The sequence below is a fragment of the Pontibacter rufus genome, assembly GCF_015694705.1.
In the GTDB taxonomy this organism is placed as follows: domain Bacteria; phylum Bacteroidota; class Bacteroidia; order Cytophagales; family Hymenobacteraceae; genus Pontibacter; species Pontibacter rufus.
This window is the reverse complement of record NZ_JADQDR010000005.1, coordinates 325,483-346,958: the sequence shown is the minus strand read 5'-3', so window position 1 is coordinate 346,958 and position 21,476 is coordinate 325,483. Positions and strand designations below refer to the sequence as shown.

Annotated in this window: 20 protein-coding genes and 2 tRNA genes; 19 read left to right on the top strand and 3 right to left on the bottom strand. The window is 43.9% G+C overall.

Annotation, left to right across the window (positions count from 1 at the left end; all coding sequences use genetic code 11):
* The first annotated feature begins 1 nt into the window (after position 1).
* The 14 genes from I2I11_RS11090 to I2I11_RS11025 all read left to right on the top strand — a co-directional run bounded on the left by I2I11_RS11090 (position 2) and on the right by I2I11_RS11025 (position 15,893).
* Complete coding sequence (locus I2I11_RS11090; protein WP_196267766.1) at positions 2 to 943, top strand: glycosyltransferase family 2 protein; 942 nt, start codon at positions 2 to 4, stop codon at positions 941 to 943.
* A gap of 246 nt (positions 944 to 1,189) precedes the next feature.
* Positions 1,190 to 1,978 (top strand): hypothetical protein, encoded by a 789-nt coding sequence (locus tag I2I11_RS11085; RefSeq protein ID WP_196267765.1) that lies wholly within the window; start codon positions 1,190 to 1,192, stop codon positions 1,976 to 1,978.
* Between the two features lie 10 nt (positions 1,979 to 1,988).
* The gene (locus I2I11_RS11080) at positions 1,989 to 2,930 is read left to right on the top strand and encodes a glycosyltransferase family 2 protein (protein ID WP_196267764.1); all 942 of its coding nucleotides are present in this window, start codon (positions 1,989 to 1,991) and stop codon (positions 2,928 to 2,930) included.
* Positions 2,931 to 3,150: 220 nt separating this feature from the next.
* Complete coding sequence (locus I2I11_RS11075) at positions 3,151 to 3,642, top strand: acyltransferase (RefSeq protein WP_196267763.1); 492 nt, start codon at positions 3,151 to 3,153, stop codon at positions 3,640 to 3,642.
* Positions 3,639 to 4,904 carry a glycosyltransferase family protein gene (locus I2I11_RS11070; RefSeq protein WP_196267762.1) on the top strand — a complete coding sequence of 422 codons (1,266 nt, stop codon included), beginning with the start codon at positions 3,639 to 3,641 and terminating at the stop codon, positions 4,902 to 4,904. The genes I2I11_RS11075 and I2I11_RS11070 overlap by 4 nt, the downstream gene beginning before the upstream one ends.
* Positions 4,905 to 6,035: a glycosyltransferase family 4 protein gene (locus tag I2I11_RS11065; protein ID WP_196267761.1), complete on the top strand. Its 1,131-nt coding sequence runs from the start codon at positions 4,905 to 4,907 to the stop codon at positions 6,033 to 6,035.
* Positions 6,036 to 6,128: 93 nt separating this feature from the next.
* Positions 6,129 to 7,040 carry a glycosyltransferase family 2 protein gene (locus I2I11_RS11060; RefSeq protein WP_196267760.1) on the top strand — a complete coding sequence of 304 codons (912 nt, stop codon included), beginning with the start codon at positions 6,129 to 6,131 and terminating at the stop codon, positions 7,038 to 7,040.
* Positions 7,041 to 7,173: 133 nt separating this feature from the next.
* Positions 7,174 to 8,493 (top strand): O-antigen ligase family protein, encoded by a 1,320-nt coding sequence (locus I2I11_RS11055; RefSeq protein WP_196267759.1) that lies wholly within the window; start codon positions 7,174 to 7,176, stop codon positions 8,491 to 8,493.
* Between the two features lie 124 nt (positions 8,494 to 8,617).
* Positions 8,618 to 9,688, top strand: coding sequence for a glycosyltransferase family 4 protein (locus I2I11_RS11050; protein ID WP_196267758.1), 1,071 nt, complete (start codon positions 8,618 to 8,620; stop codon positions 9,686 to 9,688).
* 96 nt (positions 9,689 to 9,784) lie between these two features.
* Complete coding sequence (asnB, locus tag I2I11_RS11045; protein WP_196267757.1) at positions 9,785 to 11,668, top strand: asparagine synthase (glutamine-hydrolyzing); 1,884 nt, start codon at positions 9,785 to 9,787, stop codon at positions 11,666 to 11,668.
* On the top strand, positions 11,652 to 12,815 hold the full coding sequence (locus I2I11_RS11040; RefSeq protein ID WP_196267756.1) for a glycosyltransferase family 4 protein: 1,164 nt from the start codon (positions 11,652 to 11,654) through the stop codon (positions 12,813 to 12,815). The genes asnB and I2I11_RS11040 overlap by 17 nt, the downstream gene beginning before the upstream one ends.
* A 72-nt stretch (positions 12,816 to 12,887) precedes the next feature.
* Complete coding sequence (locus tag I2I11_RS11035) at positions 12,888 to 13,460, top strand: WcaF family extracellular polysaccharide biosynthesis acetyltransferase (RefSeq protein ID WP_196267755.1); 573 nt, start codon at positions 12,888 to 12,890, stop codon at positions 13,458 to 13,460.
* Positions 13,461 to 13,746: 286 nt separating this feature from the next.
* Complete coding sequence (locus I2I11_RS11030) at positions 13,747 to 14,490, top strand: glycosyltransferase family 2 protein (protein ID WP_196267754.1); 744 nt, start codon at positions 13,747 to 13,749, stop codon at positions 14,488 to 14,490.
* Positions 14,491 to 14,576: 86 nt separating this feature from the next.
* Positions 14,577 to 15,893 carry a nucleotide sugar dehydrogenase gene (locus I2I11_RS11025; protein WP_196267753.1) on the top strand — a complete coding sequence of 439 codons (1,317 nt, stop codon included), beginning with the start codon at positions 14,577 to 14,579 and terminating at the stop codon, positions 15,891 to 15,893.
* A 299-nt stretch (positions 15,894 to 16,192) separates the two neighbouring features.
* On the opposite strand, the gene I2I11_RS11020 is transcribed toward I2I11_RS11025, so the two are convergent.
* From I2I11_RS11020 to I2I11_RS11010, 3 genes are all read right to left on the bottom strand, one after another.
* Positions 16,193 to 16,909, bottom strand: a complete 717-nt coding sequence (locus tag I2I11_RS11020) for an NIPSNAP family protein (RefSeq protein WP_230680072.1) — start codon at positions 16,907 to 16,909, stop codon at positions 16,193 to 16,195.
* Between the two features lie 322 nt (positions 16,910 to 17,231).
* A tRNA-Asp gene (locus I2I11_RS11015) sits at positions 17,232 to 17,305 on the bottom strand.
* 57 nt (positions 17,306 to 17,362) lie between these two features.
* Positions 17,363 to 17,436 (bottom strand) — tRNA-Asp (locus I2I11_RS11010).
* A 222-nt stretch (positions 17,437 to 17,658) separates the two neighbouring features.
* Here I2I11_RS11010 and I2I11_RS11005 point away from each other — a divergent pair.
* The 5 genes from I2I11_RS11005 to I2I11_RS10985 all read left to right on the top strand — a co-directional run bounded on the left by I2I11_RS11005 (position 17,659) and on the right by I2I11_RS10985 (position 21,472).
* Positions 17,659 to 18,609: an acetyl-CoA carboxylase carboxyltransferase subunit alpha gene (locus I2I11_RS11005; protein ID WP_196267752.1), complete on the top strand. Its 951-nt coding sequence runs from the start codon at positions 17,659 to 17,661 to the stop codon at positions 18,607 to 18,609.
* 86 nt (positions 18,610 to 18,695) lie between these two features.
* Positions 18,696 to 19,538, top strand: a complete 843-nt coding sequence (locus tag I2I11_RS11000) for an MBL fold metallo-hydrolase (protein ID WP_196267751.1) — start codon at positions 18,696 to 18,698, stop codon at positions 19,536 to 19,538.
* 3 nt (positions 19,539 to 19,541) lie between these two features.
* Positions 19,542 to 20,357 carry a patatin-like phospholipase family protein gene (locus I2I11_RS10995; RefSeq protein WP_196267750.1) on the top strand — a complete coding sequence of 272 codons (816 nt, stop codon included), beginning with the start codon at positions 19,542 to 19,544 and terminating at the stop codon, positions 20,355 to 20,357.
* Between the two features lie 179 nt (positions 20,358 to 20,536).
* Positions 20,537 to 21,088, top strand: coding sequence for a 1-acyl-sn-glycerol-3-phosphate acyltransferase (locus I2I11_RS10990; protein ID WP_196267749.1), 552 nt, complete (start codon positions 20,537 to 20,539; stop codon positions 21,086 to 21,088).
* A 42-nt stretch (positions 21,089 to 21,130) separates the two neighbouring features.
* Positions 21,131 to 21,472, top strand: a complete 342-nt coding sequence (locus I2I11_RS10985) for an MmcQ/YjbR family DNA-binding protein (protein ID WP_196267748.1) — start codon at positions 21,131 to 21,133, stop codon at positions 21,470 to 21,472.
* Positions 21,473 to 21,476 lie beyond the last annotated feature (4 nt).

The window sequence follows — 21,476 nt, the reverse complement described above, 5'->3', positions numbered from 1 at the left end:
CATGGAACCATTAGTGAGCATTGTTTCTTTAACTTATAACCACGAACCTTTCATCAGGAAAGCATTGGATGGTTTCATTATGCAGAAAACTGATTTTCCTTTTGAAGTAGTAATTCATGATGATGCTTCCACAGATAGAACCCAGGAAATAATAAAGGAATATGAAAAAGAATATCCTGACATTATTAAACCAATATATCAGAGCGTTAATCAGAAATCTATTGGGGATGGTATAGTAACGAGAACTGCTTTCGCTGCTGCACATGGTAAATATATTGCTCTTTGCGAAGGAGATGATTTCTGGACGTACGAGCGTAAACTCCAGGAGCAGATTGATTTTTTAGAGGCTAACCCAGAGTATGTAATGAGTTTTCATGATGCTTTGGTAATACACCAGAATAAGGAGGATAAAACCGAGACGTTTAGAGAAAGGTTTGAGCAGCTACAACAAAGGACTACATTTAACCACAAAGATGTAGTAAATGGATGGTTTATGCCAACAGCTTCCATGGTGTACAGAAATGATCTCTTCGATAAGTGGCCTGACTGGTTTTATAAAGTTTATAGTGGTGATTATACTCTTCAACTTATGATTTCACAGCATGGCTTAATAAAATTTCATGACAACATCTGGTGTACGCATCTCAAGCATGAAGGAGGAGTAAGTCAAAGAACCGATCTAGATTCATATAGATTAAATAAAAGAATTTACCAATTAAGAAAATACATTAAACATTTTGATAAAGAGCATAGATATGGGTTTTCACTTACCCTATTACACCTATACAGGATAAAGCTTAAGAGCAAGACTAACTTTTATGAATCAATTAATACAAGGACACATATAGTACTACTAAGAATAGCAATACAGCCGTTCTATTATTGTCAACAATTCTCCGTTTCAGAGCTTAAAGCAAGAATCTTAAATAATTTTCAGAAGTGAAATAATGAATTCATCTCTTGGATAAAAGTCGTTGAAAGCTAGTATAACATTTATTATAACTACCTTCAGAATTTAGAAAAGTTGATAAAATATTGAAAGAGGAATTTATTGTAAGTATTAACCTTATTAGATTCATCAACGACATTTTGCTGCCTGACTCTAAAAGCTCATTAAGTAGAATTGTCTTTACAATCTTCTTATTATTGGATTAATACATCTCATATGTATTAATGAAATGTAAAAGTTATGAATACAAAATATCTGTTTCTAATTCCAAGAACTCCCAAACAATTTCGCAGCGATGTTAGAGATGCATTATGGCAACTTTGTAAAAAAGCTTTGCTGAATCAGAATTTTACTGATTGGAAAGCGCTGATTATTACTGATGAAGAGGAAGAAGAAAATGACAATCTTATCTACCTTGTTGATAATGCAGCTGCAACCAAGTATGAAAAGATTAAGTCTGGACTACAATATGTAGAAAGCCACATTAAGCCGGAATATCTTATACGCTTAGACGATGATGATTTGATAATGCCTAATGCTCTGCAGCATGCTTCCAAATATTCATTTGATGCGCTTACAGAATCTAAACACACATTTTATGAAATCACCTCTGACTTAATTAGTCAACAGCAAAGAGACTGGTTTCCCAACACGATTATACATAAGTATGATCATGCTATTTCTGCCTATGGAAAAAGTGGCAGAGATCTATTTAATCAGGATCATTCTCAAACCTACCATTTATACTACAAGGATAAGAAGGTTGTATACCTGGAGGCAAATAATCCATTATATGTGCGGCTTCTTTCCCCTAATAGCATTACCTCAAGAGGTAATGATTATTCTACTTATCTAGATTCCTATGGTTATTGGGATGTAGATACTATCAAGGATTTTGAGAAGTATAGAATCGAGTTAAGGAAAGCTAGGGCCAAATTCTTAAAAGACTTTCCAGTATATCAGCCCAAAATTTATAGCAATAGAGTAAGAAAGTATAAAGAAAGGATCAGTAACTTATTCAAGATGTAATATTTATTCAATGACTGATATTTTGCTTGTTTCTATTATAATCCCCTGCTACAATGTTCAAGCTTACATTGAAGAATGCCTGGCAAGTGTATATGAGCAAGTTTACGCAAGTATAGAAGTTATCTGCATTGATAATAACTCTACTGACAATACCTACGATATTTTACTTGCATTAAAAGAGAAGTATCCCCGACTTATAGTTACTTCTGAAAGTAAAAAAGGAGCGAACGCCGCCAGGAACAAAGGTTTAAGTTTAGCTAAAGGAGAGTGGATACAGTTTCTGGATGCAGACGATTTACTAAAGCCAAATAAAATATCGCACCAGCTAAGCTTAATTCAGACTGATTCAAGCTTGGTATTCATCGCCGGTAGCTCCATAAAGCAAAGTGTAAGAGGGATACAGACCCAAAATATTGTAAAATGTAAGGACAAGTGGATAGCCTTGGCATCGAACGGATTGGGGAACACTTGCGCAAATTTTTTTAGGAAAGATGCATTGCTGCAAATAAACGGCTGGAATGAAGATCTGCTAAGTAGTCAAGAGACAGACCTTATGTTCAGGTTATTGCAACATGGTGCTATCGTTTACTTTGATTCTAAGCCATTAACTATTATTCGTGTCCGCGACTCAGGTTCTATATCACAGGATACTCCAGTCGATAACATTATCCGTTATGCCGAGATTAGAGGCAACATTTTAAAATATCTTAAAATAAGCGGTACTGATTTAGATGTCATTGAAGATGTGTCACAAATAGTTTTTGATAAGATAAGGGAGCTTTACAAGTATAATTCAGCGGAAAGTATAAGATTATTCGAAGCGTTTCTATCTAGTAATTTTGTTCCAGGAGTTTCAGCGGCTACAACTTCCAGTTATATTACAGCCTATAAGTGGCTTGGCTTTAAAAAGGTGCAAAAACTAAGAAGTATTCTGAGTAAACTTAAAAAGTAGTATATTGGATGATTTATCTTCTAATCTAATTAATGTTGCACAAAGTGTTTAGCTTACATTATCTTTTAATTAATTGCAATACCACAAAATTAGATCAAGCATTTTCCGATCCATTCCTATTTTAATGATTAGAATCTTCATAATTAAGTTTTATTATTTCAAACTTTTAGTTTCCAAACGATTGAAGTTAGGGTTCTTTAAGTTGCTATTTAGTAAGAATTTGAAGTTTAAAAACAGCTTATCTATCGGGAGAAGATTCAGCCTAAACATTTTGCATCAAGATAGCTTGATCGAATTTGGAGATAATGTGAGCATGAGAAATGATTGCCACTTTTTTGTAGATGCTGGCCACATCTTAATTGGCAATAATGTATTCTTTAACAATAGTTGCTCCGTTAACTGCATGGGGGATGTCTGTATAGGAGATAATTCCATACTAGGAGAAGGCGTTAAAATCTATGACCACAATCATCGATTTAAAGATCGAAGCATGAATGTGAAAGAACAAGGGTTTAGTATAGGGACAGTTAAAATTGGCAATAATTGTTGGATAGGTTCAAATGTCACAATTCTTAAGGATGTAATTATTGGTGATAATGTAGTCATCGGTGCTAATTGTTTAATTAAAGAATCAATCCCAAGTAATTTTATAGTGACTCCTAAAAACGAACTTGTGCTTACGGCGATAGCTAGGCCAGATGAAATAAAATGAGTAAATCATTATTACTTGTCGTTTACGCCTTCCCTCCATATCCTGCAATCGGTGGCAGGAGATGGGCTAAATTCGCTAAGTACTTAGCATTGAAGGGCTATGAAGTACATGTTGTTGGTGCAACTCCTCCTTCAAAGGATAAAGTAAGTACTAATTGGACGAATGATATCAAGTCTAAGAACATTAAAACATATTACATTGATAATAGTTATCCGCATAGATTACTAAATAATGGTTCCTCGCTCTTCAACAGGTTAATAAGAAAAGTCGCAGGTCTGATTTTACAGATCTGCGGTAAAGGTATTGTTCAAGATGAAGCATTATTTTGGAAGAATAATCTTCTTTCAATTTCTAGGAAACTAATCAAAGAATATAAAATTACCAATGTAATCAGTACTGGACCGCCGCATCGATCTAACTATTATGTGACGCTACTTAAAAATGAGTTCCCCTCATTAAATATCATATGTGATTTTAGAGACTCTTGGTTAGATGGTAAAGTGTATGGATTAACTAATATCAGTAAGAGAGTTCTAAGAGTAGAAGAACAGATGGAGAAATATACTGCAGAAAATGCGAACTTTCTTCTATTTACATATAAACCTATGTTAGAGGATTTTAAAAAACGTTACGAGTATATTGATCAAAAAAAATTCCAGCTTTTTACTCATAATTATGATCCTGATGACTACAATTTTGGTTTTGTTTCTAAATCCAAAGAAGATAAATATAGATTTATATATGGTGGGACAATCACGACTACTGCGGTAGTTGATGCTTTTATTCCTTTGTTGAAAGCTTTAAAGCAGATTAAGAATAGAGATAGTGCTCTTTATAGTAAAATTGAGGTTAGTTTATACGGACAGCATAATATGTTATCGAATGCTGTTAAAGATTTAGGGATAGAAGATAGCGTTAAGCTGAAAGAAAAAGTATCTGAGGAAAAATTTTATAATGAAGTTTCGAACGCTAATTTCTTACTTTCATTTCTTGGGGATAATTGGAAAGATAATTTAACCACAAAAAATATCGCATTGCTGCCTTTCCATAAACCTATAATCTTAGTTTCTAAAGAAGGTTTAGTTTCAGAATTTATTAGAAGTAATAGCTATGGTGTGATTATTAGCCCTGATAATTGCTTGCAGGACTTGCTCTCATTGTTTGAATTCTATCGAACTTCCATCCCAGCTACAATCGAAGCTGATATTGAACAGCACTCATATCCTAAAGCTACCGACAGACTAATTCAATTATTTCAGTAAATGAAAATACTTTTTATTACAACAGCTGGCTCACCTTGGGGAGGGAGTGAAGAACTGTGGTCACAAGCTGCTGTCAGGTTAGTGCATAAGGGATATAAAATAGCCGCCTCAATAGGTTATTATGGTACAGTGCATCCAAAAATCAAAAGGTTGATTGATGAAGGTGTTATAATAAAATACAGAAAAAGCACTTACAGAGATACTCTTTGTCAGGCCTTGGACAAATTTCAGTTAATCTCTTACAGAGGGTTTATAAAGAACTCATATGAAGAACATATTTATCAAGAAAAGCCAGATATGGTTGTTTTCTCCCAAGCGACTTGTTTCGGGGCATATAACCTAATGTTATACTGCAAGAACAAAAAAATTTCCTATTGTTCAATTTCACAGCTTAATACGGAATATGGATGGCCAACAGATACAAATGTAGACGATATTGCAGAGGCATTTAAATCCGCTAAAGCAGCTTTTTTTGTCTCTAACAGCAATCTGAAATTATTTCAAACTCAGATTGCAGAAAAGTTGAATAACGCTATTGTAATACCAAATCCTTTTAATCTTAATAGTGTTCCAGAACTGAATTGGCCAAATGAAGATATTATTAATATAGCTCATGTTGCCAGGCTTGATTTTACCCATAAGGGAACAGACATTCTATTAAAATGCTTTGCCGAAAAACAATGGGAGCAGCGGAAATTTAAATTAAATATTTATGGAATGGGGAATACAAAATTAGCTAAAAAGCTTGCAGCATACTGTGGTACCCATAACATAAATTTTAAAGGGCATGTTTCGAATGTTACTGATATTTGGAATCAGAACCATTTACTGGTTTTAACATCAAGATATGAAGGGATGCCTTTATCTTTAATTGAAGCCATGTATTGTGGCAGAACGGCTGTGGTAACTGATGTAGCAGGGCATAGTGAGTTGGTTAAAGATGGTTTAAACGGCTTTGTTGCCGAGGCAGCTACACAAGAGCATTTTAGCCGTGCGCTAGAAAGTGCTTGGGAAAGAAAAAAACAGTGGGAGAGCTTAGGGATAATTGCAAAAAGAACTATAAAAGATATTTACTCTGATGATCCTGTAAATATATTTATAACAAAACTAATTGAGGTTATTCATCATTAGTAGCAACCTTTTGTGTTTAGCTATAATTGATTCAAAATTTTTATGACCTGTTAATGTATAAGAAATTGACATTTTTGCCACGTCTTCGCTTTTATGAAAATGGAACTAATACATCTAGTAGATATTATTATTACAACGCGTAACAGGGTTAATGATTTGACAGAAACATTAAAACTGTTGTTAAGGTATGGCATTCCGGAGACAAATATCTTTATAGTAGATGATGCTTCGACGGATAACACTTTTGAAATCGTTAAAAGGGCTCATCCTGGAATTTTAATAAAGTACAATAGCATTGCTCAAGGGTTAATCAGCAATCGCAACTATTTAATGTCTATTACAAATAGGCCTTTTGTTCTTTCTTTAGATGACGATTCCTGCTTTATAGATCCGGCACATGTAACTGAAGCGATTTCCATTTTGCAGTCCAAAGCACATTATGGCATATTTAACTTCCATGTATTCAACCAGTTGCAATTGCCTGAAGTTAGGATAGAAGGCGCTGCGATAAGAAATATTAAAAATTTTATCGGCTGTGGTCATATCATTAAGCGAGAAGTGCTGGAAAAGGTAGGACTGTACAGAGAACAACTCTTTTTTTATTGTGAAGAATTAGATTTCTCTCTAAAAGCTTTTAAAGCAGGCTTCCAAACTGTTACCAGGGATGATCTAATTGTTCACCATAGAGTTGACTTTAAACTCCGACAAACCCAGAAAGATTCTAAAAAAGATAAAGGGATATATGGGTATACGTGGCGCAATATGATGCTTTCCTCAAATTATCTCATTGTGCTGTCCCTTTATTTGCCTTTCGTAACTTTACCTTCGATACTTTTATATTATGTGCCAAGATTATTTTGGGAGTTGTGCATAAGGAAGAATAACCTGATGAGTTTTACAATGGGTATGAAAAGATATTTGCAACATTCTGCTTATATTAAGACCAAAAGAGCTCCCTTATCTTTTACTGCCTTCAGAGAATGGATTAGATTGCCTATGTATTAGGTGAAGTTCATATATCGTTAGTAGGATAAAAGTACTTTTTTAGACAAATAAGCTCTTCAGTAAAGTTGAAATGTTCTTAAAGCATAGCGCAGTTTCACAGGGTATTTATACAAACAAACAACTCCTGCTTACCATGCTGCTATGGCTGGCTTTTGGTGTTGTTCTGCGTTATGGAGCTTTGCCCCTTATATTTTTGCACTTAGTATTTCTATTCAATAAAGGAAAAATCGTCTACTGTTTCATCGGATTTATTTTTATCATTATTCTTTCTGACAGCAGGCATCCTGAGCTTAGATTTGCACAAGATCTTAAAACCTTAGTTGTAGTGCTTTTTGCCTTAGCTTTGATGAAAGGCAAAGTTGGGACATTTTCATTTAAGACATACATTAAATGGTATGTTTATTTCCTGCCATTTATACTTGTAGCCCTGTTATGTATTATATATAGCCCGGCTGCATTATCAGCTTTTCAGAAAACTATTTCTTACTTACTTCTCATAGTTATTGGGCCTACAACATTCTATGCGCTTTATGAAACCTATGGGGAGAAGTTTCTCCGCACTTTCGTTCTTAGCGGTGTTGCTGTATTTGTTGCCGGATTTGTGCTATACATGATAAATCCGACAATTGTAATGTATAATTATGGCGGCCGTTCTTCTGGTGCTTTGGGTAATCCGAATGGATTGGGTATTTTTTGCTTTCTGTTTTATATACTTTACTACATAGTACAGCATTACTTCCCGCACCTGTTTTCAAAAAGAGAGCATCTATTAATTCCTGTTCTCATTATAGCGTCGCTCTTATGGAGTGGTTCCAGAGGGCAAACTTTATCATTGCTGATTTTTGTTGTTACGCAATTTCTTTCGAGGCGCAATAAGGCAGCGGGCTTGATATTATCTGCGGCAATAGGTATAATGCTTATCCTTATTGATATTGACATTGTGGCAATTGCCAGTACTTTTGGATTTGAAGACTATTTAAGGGTTGATTCATTAGAGGCGGGTGGCGGCAGGGTAGTGGCCCGTGCGTTTGCGTGGGAGCAGATACAGAAAAGCCCTTGGGTAGGAAATGGCTTTAACTATACCGAGTACATTTATCACCAGCATTTTTACGAGCTCAGTAGGCTAGGGCATGAAGGTAATGCACATAATACATTTCTGACTGTATGGCTTGATACTGGATTGATAGGTTTGTTTCTGTTTGTGGCTGGCTGGGGCGTGCTGTTCTGGAAGGCTGCTAATAGATCTTATTTAGCTATCCCCATAGTCTTTGCTGTCATTGCCTCCAACATGGTGGAGTCCTGGCTTATCGGTTCACTTAATCCTTATACTATCCTGTTACTTATCATGCTGACGCTGCTGATATATATCGTGAAAGACGCGCCTGCAGTAGCTATTGCCCGGCCTGACCGTAACAAAAGGGTTCCGGCCATGCCAGAGCCTTTGCATTCCTGACAGGCGCCCTGCAACTTGAAACGGCCATCGGGTAAGCAGGAAATGGGAGAGGAGCCGCAGCGCGCGCTTTTCCGCGAAGAGCTCCAATGTATAACAATAAAGAAGTACCAGAACATTATCTTACATGCAACCAAAGTTCCTTTTTCTGTACACCGAACTCGCGGAATATTTTCTGGCCTGTGTGCAGGCGCTGGTGACGGAGTACCAGGCCGAGGTGCACCTGGTGCGCTGGCCGGTTAACAAAGAAGCCCCTTTTCAGTTCACGATCCCCGAAGGCGTATGTGTGTACGAGAAGGAGGACTATACGCGCCCCCAACTGGTTGCCTTGGCCCAAAGCATTAATCCGGATTTACTCTTCTGCAGTGGCTGGCTGGACAAGGACTACCTGGCGGTGGTCAGGAGCTTTCAGAAGCGGGTGCCTTTGCTGGTGGGGATGGACAACCACTGGTTCGGCTCCGCGAAACAGCAACTGGCGCGCCTGCTCGCTCCTTTTACCTTACAGAAGCTGTTTACGCACGCTTTTGTGGCGGGTGCGCCGCAAAAGCAATATGCCCGGAAGCTGGGTTTCCGGGAGGACAGCATTCTGGAGGGCTACTATGCCGCTGATGTTGCCATGTTTCAGCAGGCCGGCGCAGCTGCAAACGCAGCCAAGCATGCTGCCTTTCCGAAACGTTTCCTGTATGTGGGCCGCTATGTGCCACAGAAAGGGATTACGGAACTGTGGCAGGCTTTCGTGCAGCTGCAGGAAGAGGTGCCGAACGACTGGGAACTGTGGTGCCTGGGTACGGGCCCCTTGGAACCGGTGGCGACACAGCACCCGCGCATCAGGCACTTTGGCTTTGTGCAGCCTAAAGATATAACACAATTTATTAGCCAGGCCGGGGTGTTTGTTTTACCTTCGCATTTCGAGCCCTGGGGAGTGGTGGTGCATGAGTTTGCCGCTGCCGGATTCCCGCTGCTTTGCAGCCGGCAGGTAGGCGCGGCCACCGCTTTTTTGCAGGAAGGCGTCAACGGCTTTTCCTTTAAAGCAGGCGATGTGACCGGAATAAAAGACGCACTGAAACAGGTGGTGCTGCTGCCGGATACAGTGCTGCTGGAAATGGGCGAACAAAGTATAAGCCTGGCGCAGCAGAATACGCCGGCTATATGGGCCGCCAAACTGATGGCGCTGGTGAAAGAGGGAGAGGAAGCGTAAGGGGCGGTTGAATAGAGAAATGACCTCTCTAGTATAAAACCCGGCAGGTTTTTAAAACCTACCGGGTTTGCAAAATATACAGTATAAAACAAAACAATGTGCGGCATTAGTGGCATTCTTGGAATAGCAGCAACAGCGGAAGCCGGGCGGATTTTGGACGCCATGAACGGGGCCATTGCCCACCGGGGACCGGACGACTGCGGCACCCTGGTAGAACCCGGGGTGGCTTTTGGCCAGCGGCGGCTCTCCATCATCGATTTGTCCGGTGCCGGGCACCAGCCGATGGTGAGCGCCGACGGTAACCTGGTGCTGATCTTCAACGGTGAAATATACAATTACCGCGAACTGAAACAGCAGCTCCCGGAATATCCTTTCCGGACGCAAACCGATACGGAAGTCATCCTGGCCGCCTGGCAGCAATGGGGCCGCGACTGCGTACACCGCTTCAATGGCATGTTTGCCTTCGCTATTTGGGATAGGGCCAGGCAGGAAACCTTCATTTTCCGCGACCGGCTGGGCATTAAGCCTTTATACTTTTACCAGAAGGGTGATGTGTTGCTGTTTGCTTCGGAGGTGCGGGCTTTGCTGGCCGGCGGCCTGGTGCCCCGCAAGCTCAACACAGCGGCTTTTGCAGATTATGTGCGTTACCAGACAGTGCATGCCCCCGATACGATGGTGCAGGGCGTGCAGATGCTGTTGCCCGGCCGCTGCATCCATGTCCGGGATAAACAGGTGGAAATAACGGCTTACTGGTCGCCGGAAAAGAATGCCAGCTACGAAGCTGCCGGTAAATCTTACCCGGAAGTAAAAAAGGATATACATAATTTGCTGCAGCAGGCAGTTGCGCGGCGGCTGGTAGCGGATGTGCCCTTCGGCGCTTTCCTGTCGGGCGGCATCGACTCCAGCGCCATTGTAGGGCTGATGAGCCGGGTAGCCTCGCAGCGTGTAAAAACCTTTGCGGTCACGTTTGCCGAAGAAGCGTTCAGCGAAGCAAAGTATGCCGCCGCCATTGCCAAAAAATTTGACACCGACCATACCGAGATAAAGCTGTCGCCCAACGACTTCCTGGAACTGATACCGGCTGCGCTGCAGGCCATGGACCACCCGAGCGGCGACGGCCCGAATACGTATGTGGTTTCGAAGGTAACCAGGGAAGCCGGCATCACGATGGCGCTTTCCGGGCTGGGCGGTGATGAGCTGTTCGGCGGCTATGATGTGTTTAAGCGCATGGCCACCCTGCACCGCTACCAATGGTTAGCCGCTTTGCCGCTGGGGATGCGGCGCATGGCCGGCCGCTCGCTGGCCGCGCTGAGGCCGTCTGTCTCCTCGGATAAAATAAACGAGTTGTTAAGCCTGCCTTCCTGGAAGCTGGATCAGTCCTACCCAATTACGCGCCAGGTGCTCCCCGATGCGTACCTGCGGCAACTCACAGGCCGTGAAGTGCTCGAAAGTAACCGGGTGCAGCAGATAGTAGCGGCCAGCCAGCAGGTGCAGGAACAGCAGCAGGACAGGTTGCCGCTCCTGAGCCAGGTGTCGGTGGCCGAAATAAGCACCTACATGCAAAACACGCTGCTGCGCGATACCGACCAGATGAGTATGGCCCATGCCCTGGAAGTGCGCGTGCCGTTCCTGGATTATGAGCTGGTGGAATATGTGCTGGGCGTGCCGGACAAGTATAAATATCCTGTATCTCCTAAGAAATTGCTGACGGAGGCGTTGGGAGATTTGTTGCCGATGGAGATCATCAACAGGCCGAAGATGGGCTTTGTGCTGCCCTGGCAACACTGGCTGAAGCAGGAGCTGTATACCTTTGCCGACGAAAAGATACAAAGCCTGGGCAGGCGCGGTCTGTTGCAGGCCACAGCGCTGCAGCAGTTGTGGCAGCGTTTCCTTAATGGGGATGCTGCCGTTACCTGGTCGCGGGTATGGGCGCTGGTGGTATTGGAAAACTGGATGCAGGAAAATGGAATCGAAGTATAAAAAACGTATCCTGATTACCATTGACTGGTTTTTGCCGGGCTACAAAGCGGGAGGGCCAATTCAGTCCTGCGCCAACCTGATAGCGCACCTGAAAGACGAGTTCGACTTTTATGTGGTAACGCGCAACACGGATTATACTTCCGAAGAACCTTATCCGGGTATTCCTGCCAACACGTGGTATCTGCTGGAAGCAGGCGTGCAGGTTTATTATTTTTCAGCTGATAAGTTGAGCTATACTTCACTGAAGGCAGTGATGGGAAAGCTGCCTGTTGATGCCCTTTATATAAACGGTATTTTCTCAAAGTACTTCTCTTTATTCCCTTTATTAATTGCCAGGAGGCACCTGCACGTGCCTGTGGTGGTGGCAGCCAGGGGCATGTTTGCCCCTGGTGCCGTAGGGGTAAAGCCCGGGAAAAAGCGGGCTTTCTTTTATGTGGCAAAGCGCCTAAAGCTTTACGCCAATACAACTTTCCATGCTACCAATGTGGTGGAGCAGGCGCATATCGAGGATGTGCTGGGAAAGCAGGTTAAAATTGCAGTGGCAGCTAATTTGCCCAAAGTTTTGAACGGGCACGAAGCAGCTGCAGCCATACCAAAAGAAACCGGTAAACTGAAACTAGTCAGCATTGCCCGCATATCACCGGAAAAAAATACCCGGTATGCGCTGGAGATTTTAAAGGATTTGGCAGATGGGGGAGAAATTGATTTCGACATCTATGGCCCGGTTAACGATGCCGCTTACTGGAAAGAATGCCTGGAGCGGATAAAGTTGCTGCCGGACAATATCCGGGTTAGCTACAAGGGAAGCGTACACAGTAGTACGGTGCCGGAAACGTTGCTGCAGTACCATGCCTTGTTCCTGCCAACGAGGGGCGAAAACTTTGGCCACATTATTTTAGAGAGCCTTACCGCCGGCTTGCCCGTAATTCTGAGCGACAAGACGCCCTGGCGCGGACTGGAGGCGGCGCAGGCAGGCTGGGACATTCCGCTGCAGGACGGAGCAAAATTCAGGGAAGTGCTGGCGCACTGCGTGCAAATGGGGGATGAGGAATACCAGCACATGTGCCGGCAGACGCAGCTATACTTAAGAGAAAAGGTGATAACGGCGGAGATTATACAGCAGAACAGGCAGCTTTTTAAAGTATAAGCCGCATACTGACTGCAGACCGGGTAGGTTTTTAAAACCTGCCGGGTCTTTGGAAGAAGAAAAACATATTAAATGTCTTTAAATTCAGAAGATCAAAACAAAGTAAATCTGAACAGTTATAACAATAGCTGGTATCAGCCTGGTGGCAGCGCTATCAGGCGGATGCTCTGGTATTTCATCAATGTACTTTTTTTTCTGAATCCGCTAAACCCTTTCAGTACTTTTAAAGTATGGCTACTGAAGTTATTCGGGGCGCAGGTAGGAGCAGGCGTGATCGTCAAGCCTGGTGTCAACATCAAGTACCCCTGGCTGCTGCAACTGGGCAGCCATTGCTGGATAGGAGAGAACGTCTGGATAGATAACCTGGTTTTGGTAAGTATAGGAGCGCATGTAACGCTATCGCAGGGCGCGATGCTGCTGACTGGCAGCCATGATTATAAAAAGACGAGTTTTGATCTGGTGGTAGGAGAAATCAGGATTGCGGAAGGCGCCTGGATAGGAGCAAAAGCCATTGTTTGTCCGGGCGTCAGTTGCGGCACCCATAGCGTACTGGCTGCCGGCTCTGTGGCAACAAGTGATCTGGCGCCTTATACTGTTTACCAGGGCAACCCGGCCACGGCAAAACGGAAGCGGGTTATAAGTTAAGAGTTATGAGTATCGGATTTTAGCTGTAGCGGCGTATGGCTGCCTTTTGTTTGGATGAGTTTCCAGTCTTGCGTTAATATACAAATTATGCGGGATACGCTATACTTGTGTCAGAAAGTGGGCTGGTATGCGCGCGGGAGATGGAACTTTGGCTTTCTTTTTACAGATCAAATAAAATTATAATATAGTTTAATAAAGATTTTAGAATATCACGCGAAATCACGATCAGAAACCGTAAATTTGCCGTTGCCAATACCTTAGGTCATTCAGCACATTCATTAAGTAAGTGAAAATATCCATTATTACCATTGTTTACAATAACCGCGAAACGATTGCGGATGCCATTGAATCGGTATTAAGCCAGACGTATCCGGACATAGAGTATATAGTGGTGGATGGGCTGTCGACAGACGGAACCGTGGAGGTGGTGAAAAAATATGGCGACCGGATTACGAAATTTATTTCCGAAAAAGATCAGGGGCTGTATGATGCCATCAACAAGGGCATACAGCTGGCAACAGGCGATATAATCGGATTATTGCATTCTGATGACATCTTTTATAATGAAAATGCCGTAGCATGTGTCGCGGCCGCTTTTGAAGCCTATCAGACAGACAGCGTTTACGGAAACTTGTTGTATGTGGAGAAAGAGGATACCGGGAAAGTGGTCAGAAAATGGGTGTCGGGCAGCTATAAGCGCGAAAACTTTATGTATGGCTGGATGCCGCCACATCCTACATTTTATGTGAAGAAATCCTGCTATGATCGCTACGGGCTGTACAACACACATTTCAGGAGTGCAGCAGATTATGAGCTGATGCTCCGCTTTCTTTACAAGCATGGTGTCAGCACCGCTTACATCCCGGAAACGCTGGTAAAAATGCGTGTAGGCGGCAAGAGCAATGTAACACTCCGGAACCGGATCCGGGCGAACCGGGAAGATTATGCAGCCTGGCAGGTAAATGGCCTGAAACCGGGATTTTATACAAGATACCTGAAGCCCCTGCGGAAGCTGGTGCAGTTTTTATAAAATTTAAAATTAATTTAACCAGAAGACAAAACAGCCGTATTTGCCAGCCTTTGGTCTGAAAACGTATTTTGTCATCAACCAAAACAATGAATAACAACGGAAACAACGGCATCGTGGATAATGCCAGAATTGCCATTATTGGGCTGGGCTATGTGGGGCTCCCGCTGGCCATCGAGTTTGGTAAAAAGTATGATGTCCTGGGTTTTGACATCAATGTGGATCGTGTGCAGGAACTGAGCGAAGGCAAAGACCGCACGCAGGAAGCCAACATTGCTGATCTGACGCACGTGATCGGCCTCAAAAAAGATAAGAAGAAAAAAGGCCTTCACTTTTCTTCTGACAAAGAAGACCTGCGGAACTACAACACTTTTATCGTGACGGTGCCAACACCTATCGATCAGTTCAAAGCGCCTGACCTGACACCTTTAATCAAGGCTTCCCAAATGCTGGGCTCGGTGCTGAAAACCGGTGATGTGGTGATTTACGAGTCTACCGTTTACCCAGGTTGCACTGAGGAGGATTGTGTGCCTGTACTTGAAAAAGTATCAGGATTGAAATTCAACAAAGACTTTTTTGCGGGTTACTCGCCTGAACGCATCAACCCAGGCGATAAAATCAACACGCTGACAAAAATTAAGAAAGTAACTAGCGGCTCAACTGCTGAGATTGCCTCCAGGGTGGACGATCTATACCGTTCTATCATTGATGCCGGCACGCACAAAGCCCCGAGCATTAAAGTGGCCGAGGCTTCCAAAGCTATCGAAAATGCCCAGCGCGACGTGAACATCTCGTTCGTAAACGAACTGGCTCTTATTTTTGATAAAATCGGCATTGACACCAACGATGTAATTGAGGCGGCAGGCACCAAATGGAACTTCCTGAAGTATAAGCCGGGTCTGGTAGGCGGCCACTGCATTGGTGTGGATCCTTATTACCTGGCGCATAAAGCCGAATCACTGGGCTACCATCCGGAAGTTATTTTATCGGGCCGCCGGGTAAACGACAACATGGGCCAGTTTGTGGCCGACAAGGTGGTAAAGCTGATGATAAACAAGGACCATAAAATAAAAGGCTCCAAGGCACTGATTATGGGCTTTACGTTTAAAGAGAACTGCCCCGATGTGCGCAATACCCGTGTAGTAGATATTTACCATGAGCTGGAGCAGTTTGGCCTGCAGGTAGATATTTATGATCCCTGGGCAGATGCTGCGGAAGTAGCGCATGAATACAACATGCATATTCTGAACAAGCTGGACGAAAACGTGGTGTATGATGCTATTGTAGTAGCGGTAGCGCACAACGAGTTCCTGAGCTTCGATTATCAGAAGTATAAGCGCAACAACGCCGTTATTTTCGACACCAAAGCCTGCCTGGACAGAAGCCTGGTAGATGCCAGGTTGTAACCTGATTATAGTATAGGAATAAATAAAGTATAAAGCTTTAACTCCGGAAGCCTGAAGAGCAATCTTCAGGCTTTTTGTTTGAACTATAAAATTGAAGATGACGCTCCATACTACGCGAACAACAAATAACAGCATGCATGTTGTGAGGCATTTCATCCAGGTATGAAGTACTTTAACTTATACTATGTTGTAGACATAGACCTGCTGATTCGAGTGCTCCGGGAGGAAACGCAGGTATAAAAAATGCCTGATCCGTTTAAGTGAATCAGGCATCTTTCTTTTTTTCAGTAATGGTTCTGCTATATGTCAGAATAGCTGGTCGGGTGAAGGAGCAAGATATCTGAGTGAGAAACATTGTGCTGGTATTCTTTCATGGCGCTGAGCTTTTTCCATTCCGGATCATCGACAAACGCTTTCCAGTGTGCATCATGAGAGGCCATGTCTGCAAAAGTTGTCATATACATCAGGTTAGGCATGTGGTTGCCGGCCAATACCTTTGAATAAAAGACAGCGTTAAATCCAAGACGCTTGAACAGGCCTACTTCGCCGCCCTGGTTAAACATCTGCACTTTATTCTGGTAGAGTTTTTCTGTTGGGCCTTCGTAGCTGCGCAGTTCGTATATTCTTTCGCTGGGAGGCGTTTTCAGGTCAGGGATCTGGTGGTGCGGCATGTCCGGGAAAGCTTCCAGCAGGACTGTTTCGTACCTGGAATAGGGCGGGTTGTCATAAGAGGCATCTAAATAGTCACTGCCGGCAGCGGCATATTTTTTGTCTTTCTGCAGGACCTGCGGCAGCGCGAAAAATTGTGCGGATGAGCTAAAAGGTACATAGACGTAGATTCTTTTTCCGGCTAAAGTATCACTCTCTATAGGCTTAAATACGCCCACATGTTTTATGCCTGCGCGATGGAGGGCAGGAATATAGGCGTTTTGCAGAAACTTATCTATGCGTGCTTCCTGCTCCGCATTGTTGATATGGTAAATTTTAAGTTCATACAACTCGGGTGTGGGAGCCATACTGAATGCCCGTGAAACAGACAATAAACTTATCAGTGCCAGGCAAAAGGCACTAATTAAAAAAGGACGCTTGTGTTTAGGCATCATGCTTGTATAGGTTTATAAAGTTAGAGTGATAGTATCGAATCTAGCATGAAATATAGGTCTTAAAGTTTTAATGTCAAAACTTCGATTAAGGAATCTCAGCAGGAGCAGGAGGAAGAATTTGAAAGATAATGCCGGGAAATGCTTCAGGCGGAGGGAAGCTTCCCTTTGTACAGGTTCGCACGCTTATAATAGAAAATAAAAAAGCCCCTTAGTATTACACTAAGGGGCTTTTTTGCGGTCCGGACGGGACTCGAACCCGCGACCTCCGCCGTGACAGGGCGGCATTCTAACCAACTGAACTACCGGACCAATATTTTACTGGTGCAAAGCCTTTTGCTTTGCCTGCGTATCCGCAGAATTTAACTGCGGTCTGGACGAGACTCGAACTCGCGACCTCCGCCGTGACAGGGCGGCATTCTAACCAACTGAACTACCAGACCATCTTTAATTTCTTCAACACTGCCTGTTAAAGTGATGCAAAGGTATGTGCTTGATTTTAATTCTGCAAGCCCCAAGCATCTTTTTGAGACTATATTTTATCTCATTAACCATAAATGCTTCATACACACGAAATATATTTTTGAGGGAGTGATAAATTTAAATCTTATCGGCCTGCATTTCAGGAAACTGTTAAATTTGTAGCTGAAACTAGCGAGAGACATATGCTTTTAGATTTCGAACAGCCCATTGCTGCCCTGGAGGGCAAACTGCAGGATATGAAACAACTGGCTACCGATAGCCAGGTAGATGTGTCTGAGGCCGTAAAGGCCCTGGAAGAGAAGATTAAGAACCTGAAAAAGGAAACGTACGCGAACCTGACCCGTTGGCAGCGCGTGCAGCTGTCGCGCCACCCGGAGCGGCCTTATACTTTAGATTACATCCACGGCATCACTGATAAATTTATAGAGCTGCATGGCGACCGCACTGTGGGCGACGACAATGCCATGGTTGGCGGCTTTGGCGAAGTAGATGGCCGCAGCATTATGTTTATTGGCCAGCAGAAGGGGCGCAATACCAAGCAGCGGCAGATGCGCAATTTTGGCATGGCCAACCCCGAAGGATACCGCAAAGCGCTGCGCCTGATGAAAATGGCCGAAAAGTTTAACAAACCCATTGTTACGCTGATTGACACGCCAGGTGCTTTTCCGGGGCTGGAGGCGGAAGAGCGCGGGCAGGGGGAGGCCATTGCCCGTAACCTGAAAGAAATGTTTATGCTCAAAGTGCCCGTAATCTGCATTATTATTGGCGAAGGCGCTTCCGGCGGTGCCCTGGGCATTGCCATCGGCGACAGGGTGATGATGCTGGAAAATACCTGGTACTCTGTTATTTCACCGGAGTCCTGCTCTTCCATACTATGGCGCAGCTGGAACTATAAAGAACAGGCTGCCGAAGCCCTGAAACTCACAGCCAGAGACATGTTGCAGCAGCAGCTTATAGACGGCATCATCAAAGAGCCACTGGGAGGCGCGCATACAGAGCCGGAAAAAATGATGCATTCTCTCAAAAAGAAAATCATAAAACTGCTGGACGAGCTGGAATCAGTAGATGCCCGGGAGCGCATCATGCAGCGCATCGATAAGTTCTCGAATATGGGCGTGGTGCTGGAAAGTTAGAAAGTTAAAGAATTAGAGAGTTAGAAAGGCAGCGTTTAAAATTAAGAACTGCAGCCCGCATAATAGTTTATAAAGCACAGCGCACCATGAAACTTCATGTGATTGATACAGGCTTTTTTAAGCTGGATGGCGGCGCCATGTTTGGCGTGGTGCCCAAATCGCTTTGGCAGCGTACCAATCCGGCCGATGAAAACAACCTGTGCACCTGGGCCATGCGTTGCCTGCTGATTGAAGACGGCAACAGGCTGATTTTAATTGATAATGGCATTGGCGACAAGCAGGATGCAAAATTCTTCAGCCATTATTTCCTGCACGGCGATGCCACTCTTCAGAAATCCTTGCATAAAGCGGGCTTTGCGCCGGAGGATGTTACCGATGTTTTCCTGACACACCTGCACTTTGACCATTGTGGCGGCGGTGTAAAGTATAAAAATCAGGAAGGTGCCCTGGAGCTGGTTTTTCCGAATGCTACGTACTGGTCGAATGCCGAACATTGGGAATGGGCCACCAAACCAAATGCCCGTGAGAAAGCTTCTTTCCTGAAAGAGAATATCCTGCCGGTGCAGGAGAGCGGCCACCTGCAGTTCGTCGATCCGGGAGCGCCTTCTCCCTTTTCGCAGTTCGATATCTTTTATGCCAGTGGGCATACCGATAAAATGATGGTGCCCCTGATACCTTATAAAGGGAAAACGGTTGCTTTTATGGCTGATTTGCTGCCTTCAGTGGGGCATATCCCGCTGCCTTACGTAATGGGTTATGATACCAGGCCGTTGTTAACACTGGAAGAGAAAGCTGCCTTTCTGCCCAAAGCCGCCGATGCGCAGTATGTCCTTTTTCTGGAGCATGATGCCGTAAACGAGTGCTGCACGGTGCAGCATACCGACAAAGGCATACGGCTTGGCAGTACGTTTCGGTTAAGCGAAGTATAATTTATGCGTATAGGATTAGCCCTGTCTGGCGGGGGAGCCAGAGGCATTGCACATTTAGGTGTGCTAAAAGCGCTCGACGAGCTGGACGTTAAAATCAGTATGATAGCCGGTGTCAGCTCGGGCGCTATTGCTGGGGTTTTTTATGCGGCCGGTTATAAACCCGACGACATCCTAAAGCTGATCAAAGAGCTAAGCATCTTCAAGATTGTAAGGCCTGTTTTCGGTAAAATTGGTCTGATGCACCTGGAGGAGGTGGAGAAGCTTTATAGGCAGCACCTGGGAGATAATGCTACTTTTGAGGATTTAAAGCTGCCCGTTATCATCAGTGCTACGGAAATGAATGAAGGTGTAACGGCCTATTTTTCTTCAGGCGAGCTTATTAAGCCCCTGATAGCCTCCTCTGCAGTTCCCATCCTGTACCAGCCTGTTTTGTTTGAGGGCAAGCTCCTGAACGATGGCGGATTGCTCAACAACCTTCCGGTGGATTCGCTGCATAACAATTGCGATATAAAAATAGGCGTGCACGTAAACCCGATTAATCACCAGGCAAACGTTACTTCTTTCCGGGGGATGCTGGAACGCACCGTAATGCTGGCAATAAACAATAATGTAAAAATGCGGGTACATTTATGCGACCTGCTGCTGGAGCCGCAGGAACTGCGATATTACAGGCTTGTAAATTTCCGGAAGGCAGATGAAATATTTGAGATTGGCTACCGCTATACTATGCAGATGGAAAAGTACATCCGGCAGTTGCTCGAAAAGAATGGAGGTACTGATGATAAATCTGGCGACGAAATCAGTATAAAAGAGAAGTAAGCAGGCCCGGCATTACAGGCTGTTGTACAGTACCGGATCATAAATGTAATTTACTCCCGCTGGTGCGAGCTTGCAGCTCGTACCAACATCTGCAAAAAGAAGTAAGCAGCCCGCACCAGCGAGATATAAGTATAGCTTTATCCAATATAAAGGTTAGTTCTGTCTCTTTACATAAATTTATGTTTGCAAAATTTCTTTCCAGGCTCTTATTTAAAGTTACCGGCTGGACCTTAAAAGGAGAACTGACGGCGCAGAACCGGCGCTGCGTCATGATTGCTGCACCGCATACCAGCAACTGGGATTTTGTGTATGCGCGCGCAGCCTTTTACCTGATGGATGCACCCATACGCTTTACCATCAAAAAAGAATTTATGCGCTTTCCCTTCGGCGGGCTGCTCCGCAGGATGGGGGCCCTGCCCGTTGACCGCTCAAAGAATACGAAGATGGTGGATGCCATGGTGAAGATTATTAAACAGACACCTGGCGATATGTGTGTGATGGTAACACCGGAAGGCACCAGGAAATACCAGCCACGCTGGCGCCGGGGTTTTTACCATGTGGCCCTGGAAGCAGGGGTACCCATTGTGCTGGGATATCTCGATTATAGAAAAAAAGAGGCGGGTATCGGCCCCACGCTTATACCTTCCAGCGACATAGAAGCAGATATAGAAGAAATCAAAAGCTTTTACCGCACAAAAACCGGTAAGTACCCTGATCAGGGTGTAAGATAGCACAAATAAGCAGCCATCAGCCTTAATCCAATATTTATAACCATGCACATCGAAGCACTTCGTGATTTTTGCCTTAGCCTTCCCGGCGTAACCGAAGACATAAAGTGGGGTGCCGACCTGTGCTTTTCGGTGGACAGCAAAATGTTTTGTATTACCAGCACGGAGGCGCCTCATACGGTATCATTTAAGGTGAAAGCGGAGGAGTTTGAAGAGCTGGCTAGTTCCGCCAACATTATTCCAGCACCCTATATGGCCCGCAACAAGTGGGTGCAGGTGCAGGCCTGGAGCCGCTTTACGGATGAGCAGTGGGAATATTATGTAAAGCAGTCTTACGAAATCGTCAAATCCAAGCTGCCCAAAAAAGTGCAGCAGGCAATTGGTTGATATT

Excerpts from the sequence above, each read along its gene's own strand:
- I2I11_RS11065 (WP_196267761.1), top strand. The coding sequence starts at position 4,905 with ATGAAAATACTTTTTATTACAACAGCTGGCTCACCTTGGGGAGGGAGT.
- I2I11_RS10990 (WP_196267749.1), top strand. The coding sequence starts at position 20,537 with ATGTTTGCAAAATTTCTTTCCAGGCTCTTATTTAAAGTTACCGGCTGG.
- I2I11_RS11025 (WP_196267753.1), top strand. The coding sequence starts at position 14,577 with ATGAATAACAACGGAAACAACGGCATCGTGGATAATGCCAGAATTGCC.
- I2I11_RS11060 (WP_196267760.1), top strand. The coding sequence starts at position 6,129 with ATGAAAATGGAACTAATACATCTAGTAGATATTATTATTACAACGCGT.
- I2I11_RS11080 (WP_196267764.1), top strand. The coding sequence starts at position 1,989 with ATGACTGATATTTTGCTTGTTTCTATTATAATCCCCTGCTACAATGTT.
- I2I11_RS11000 (WP_196267751.1), top strand. The coding sequence starts at position 18,696 with ATGAAACTTCATGTGATTGATACAGGCTTTTTTAAGCTGGATGGCGGC.
- I2I11_RS11070 (WP_196267762.1), top strand. The coding sequence starts at position 3,639 with ATGAGTAAATCATTATTACTTGTCGTTTACGCCTTCCCTCCATATCCT.
- I2I11_RS10995 (WP_196267750.1), top strand. The coding sequence starts at position 19,542 with ATGCGTATAGGATTAGCCCTGTCTGGCGGGGGAGCCAGAGGCATTGCA.
- I2I11_RS11055 (WP_196267759.1), top strand. The coding sequence starts at position 7,174 with ATGCTGCTATGGCTGGCTTTTGGTGTTGTTCTGCGTTATGGAGCTTTG.
- I2I11_RS11020 (WP_230680072.1), bottom strand. The coding sequence starts at position 16,909 with ATGGCTCCCACACCCGAGTTGTATGAACTTAAAATTTACCATATCAAC.
- I2I11_RS11035 (WP_196267755.1), top strand. The coding sequence starts at position 12,888 with ATGTCTTTAAATTCAGAAGATCAAAACAAAGTAAATCTGAACAGTTAT.
- I2I11_RS11040 (WP_196267756.1), top strand. The coding sequence starts at position 11,652 with ATGGAATCGAAGTATAAAAAACGTATCCTGATTACCATTGACTGGTTT.
- I2I11_RS11090 (WP_196267766.1), top strand. The coding sequence starts at position 2 with ATGGAACCATTAGTGAGCATTGTTTCTTTAACTTATAACCACGAACCT.
- I2I11_RS11005 (WP_196267752.1), top strand. The coding sequence starts at position 17,659 with ATGCTTTTAGATTTCGAACAGCCCATTGCTGCCCTGGAGGGCAAACTG.
- I2I11_RS11085 (WP_196267765.1), top strand. The coding sequence starts at position 1,190 with ATGAATACAAAATATCTGTTTCTAATTCCAAGAACTCCCAAACAATTT.
- I2I11_RS11050 (WP_196267758.1), top strand. The coding sequence starts at position 8,618 with ATGCAACCAAAGTTCCTTTTTCTGTACACCGAACTCGCGGAATATTTT.
- I2I11_RS10985 (WP_196267748.1), top strand. The coding sequence starts at position 21,131 with ATGCACATCGAAGCACTTCGTGATTTTTGCCTTAGCCTTCCCGGCGTA.
- asnB (WP_196267757.1), top strand. The coding sequence starts at position 9,785 with ATGTGCGGCATTAGTGGCATTCTTGGAATAGCAGCAACAGCGGAAGCC.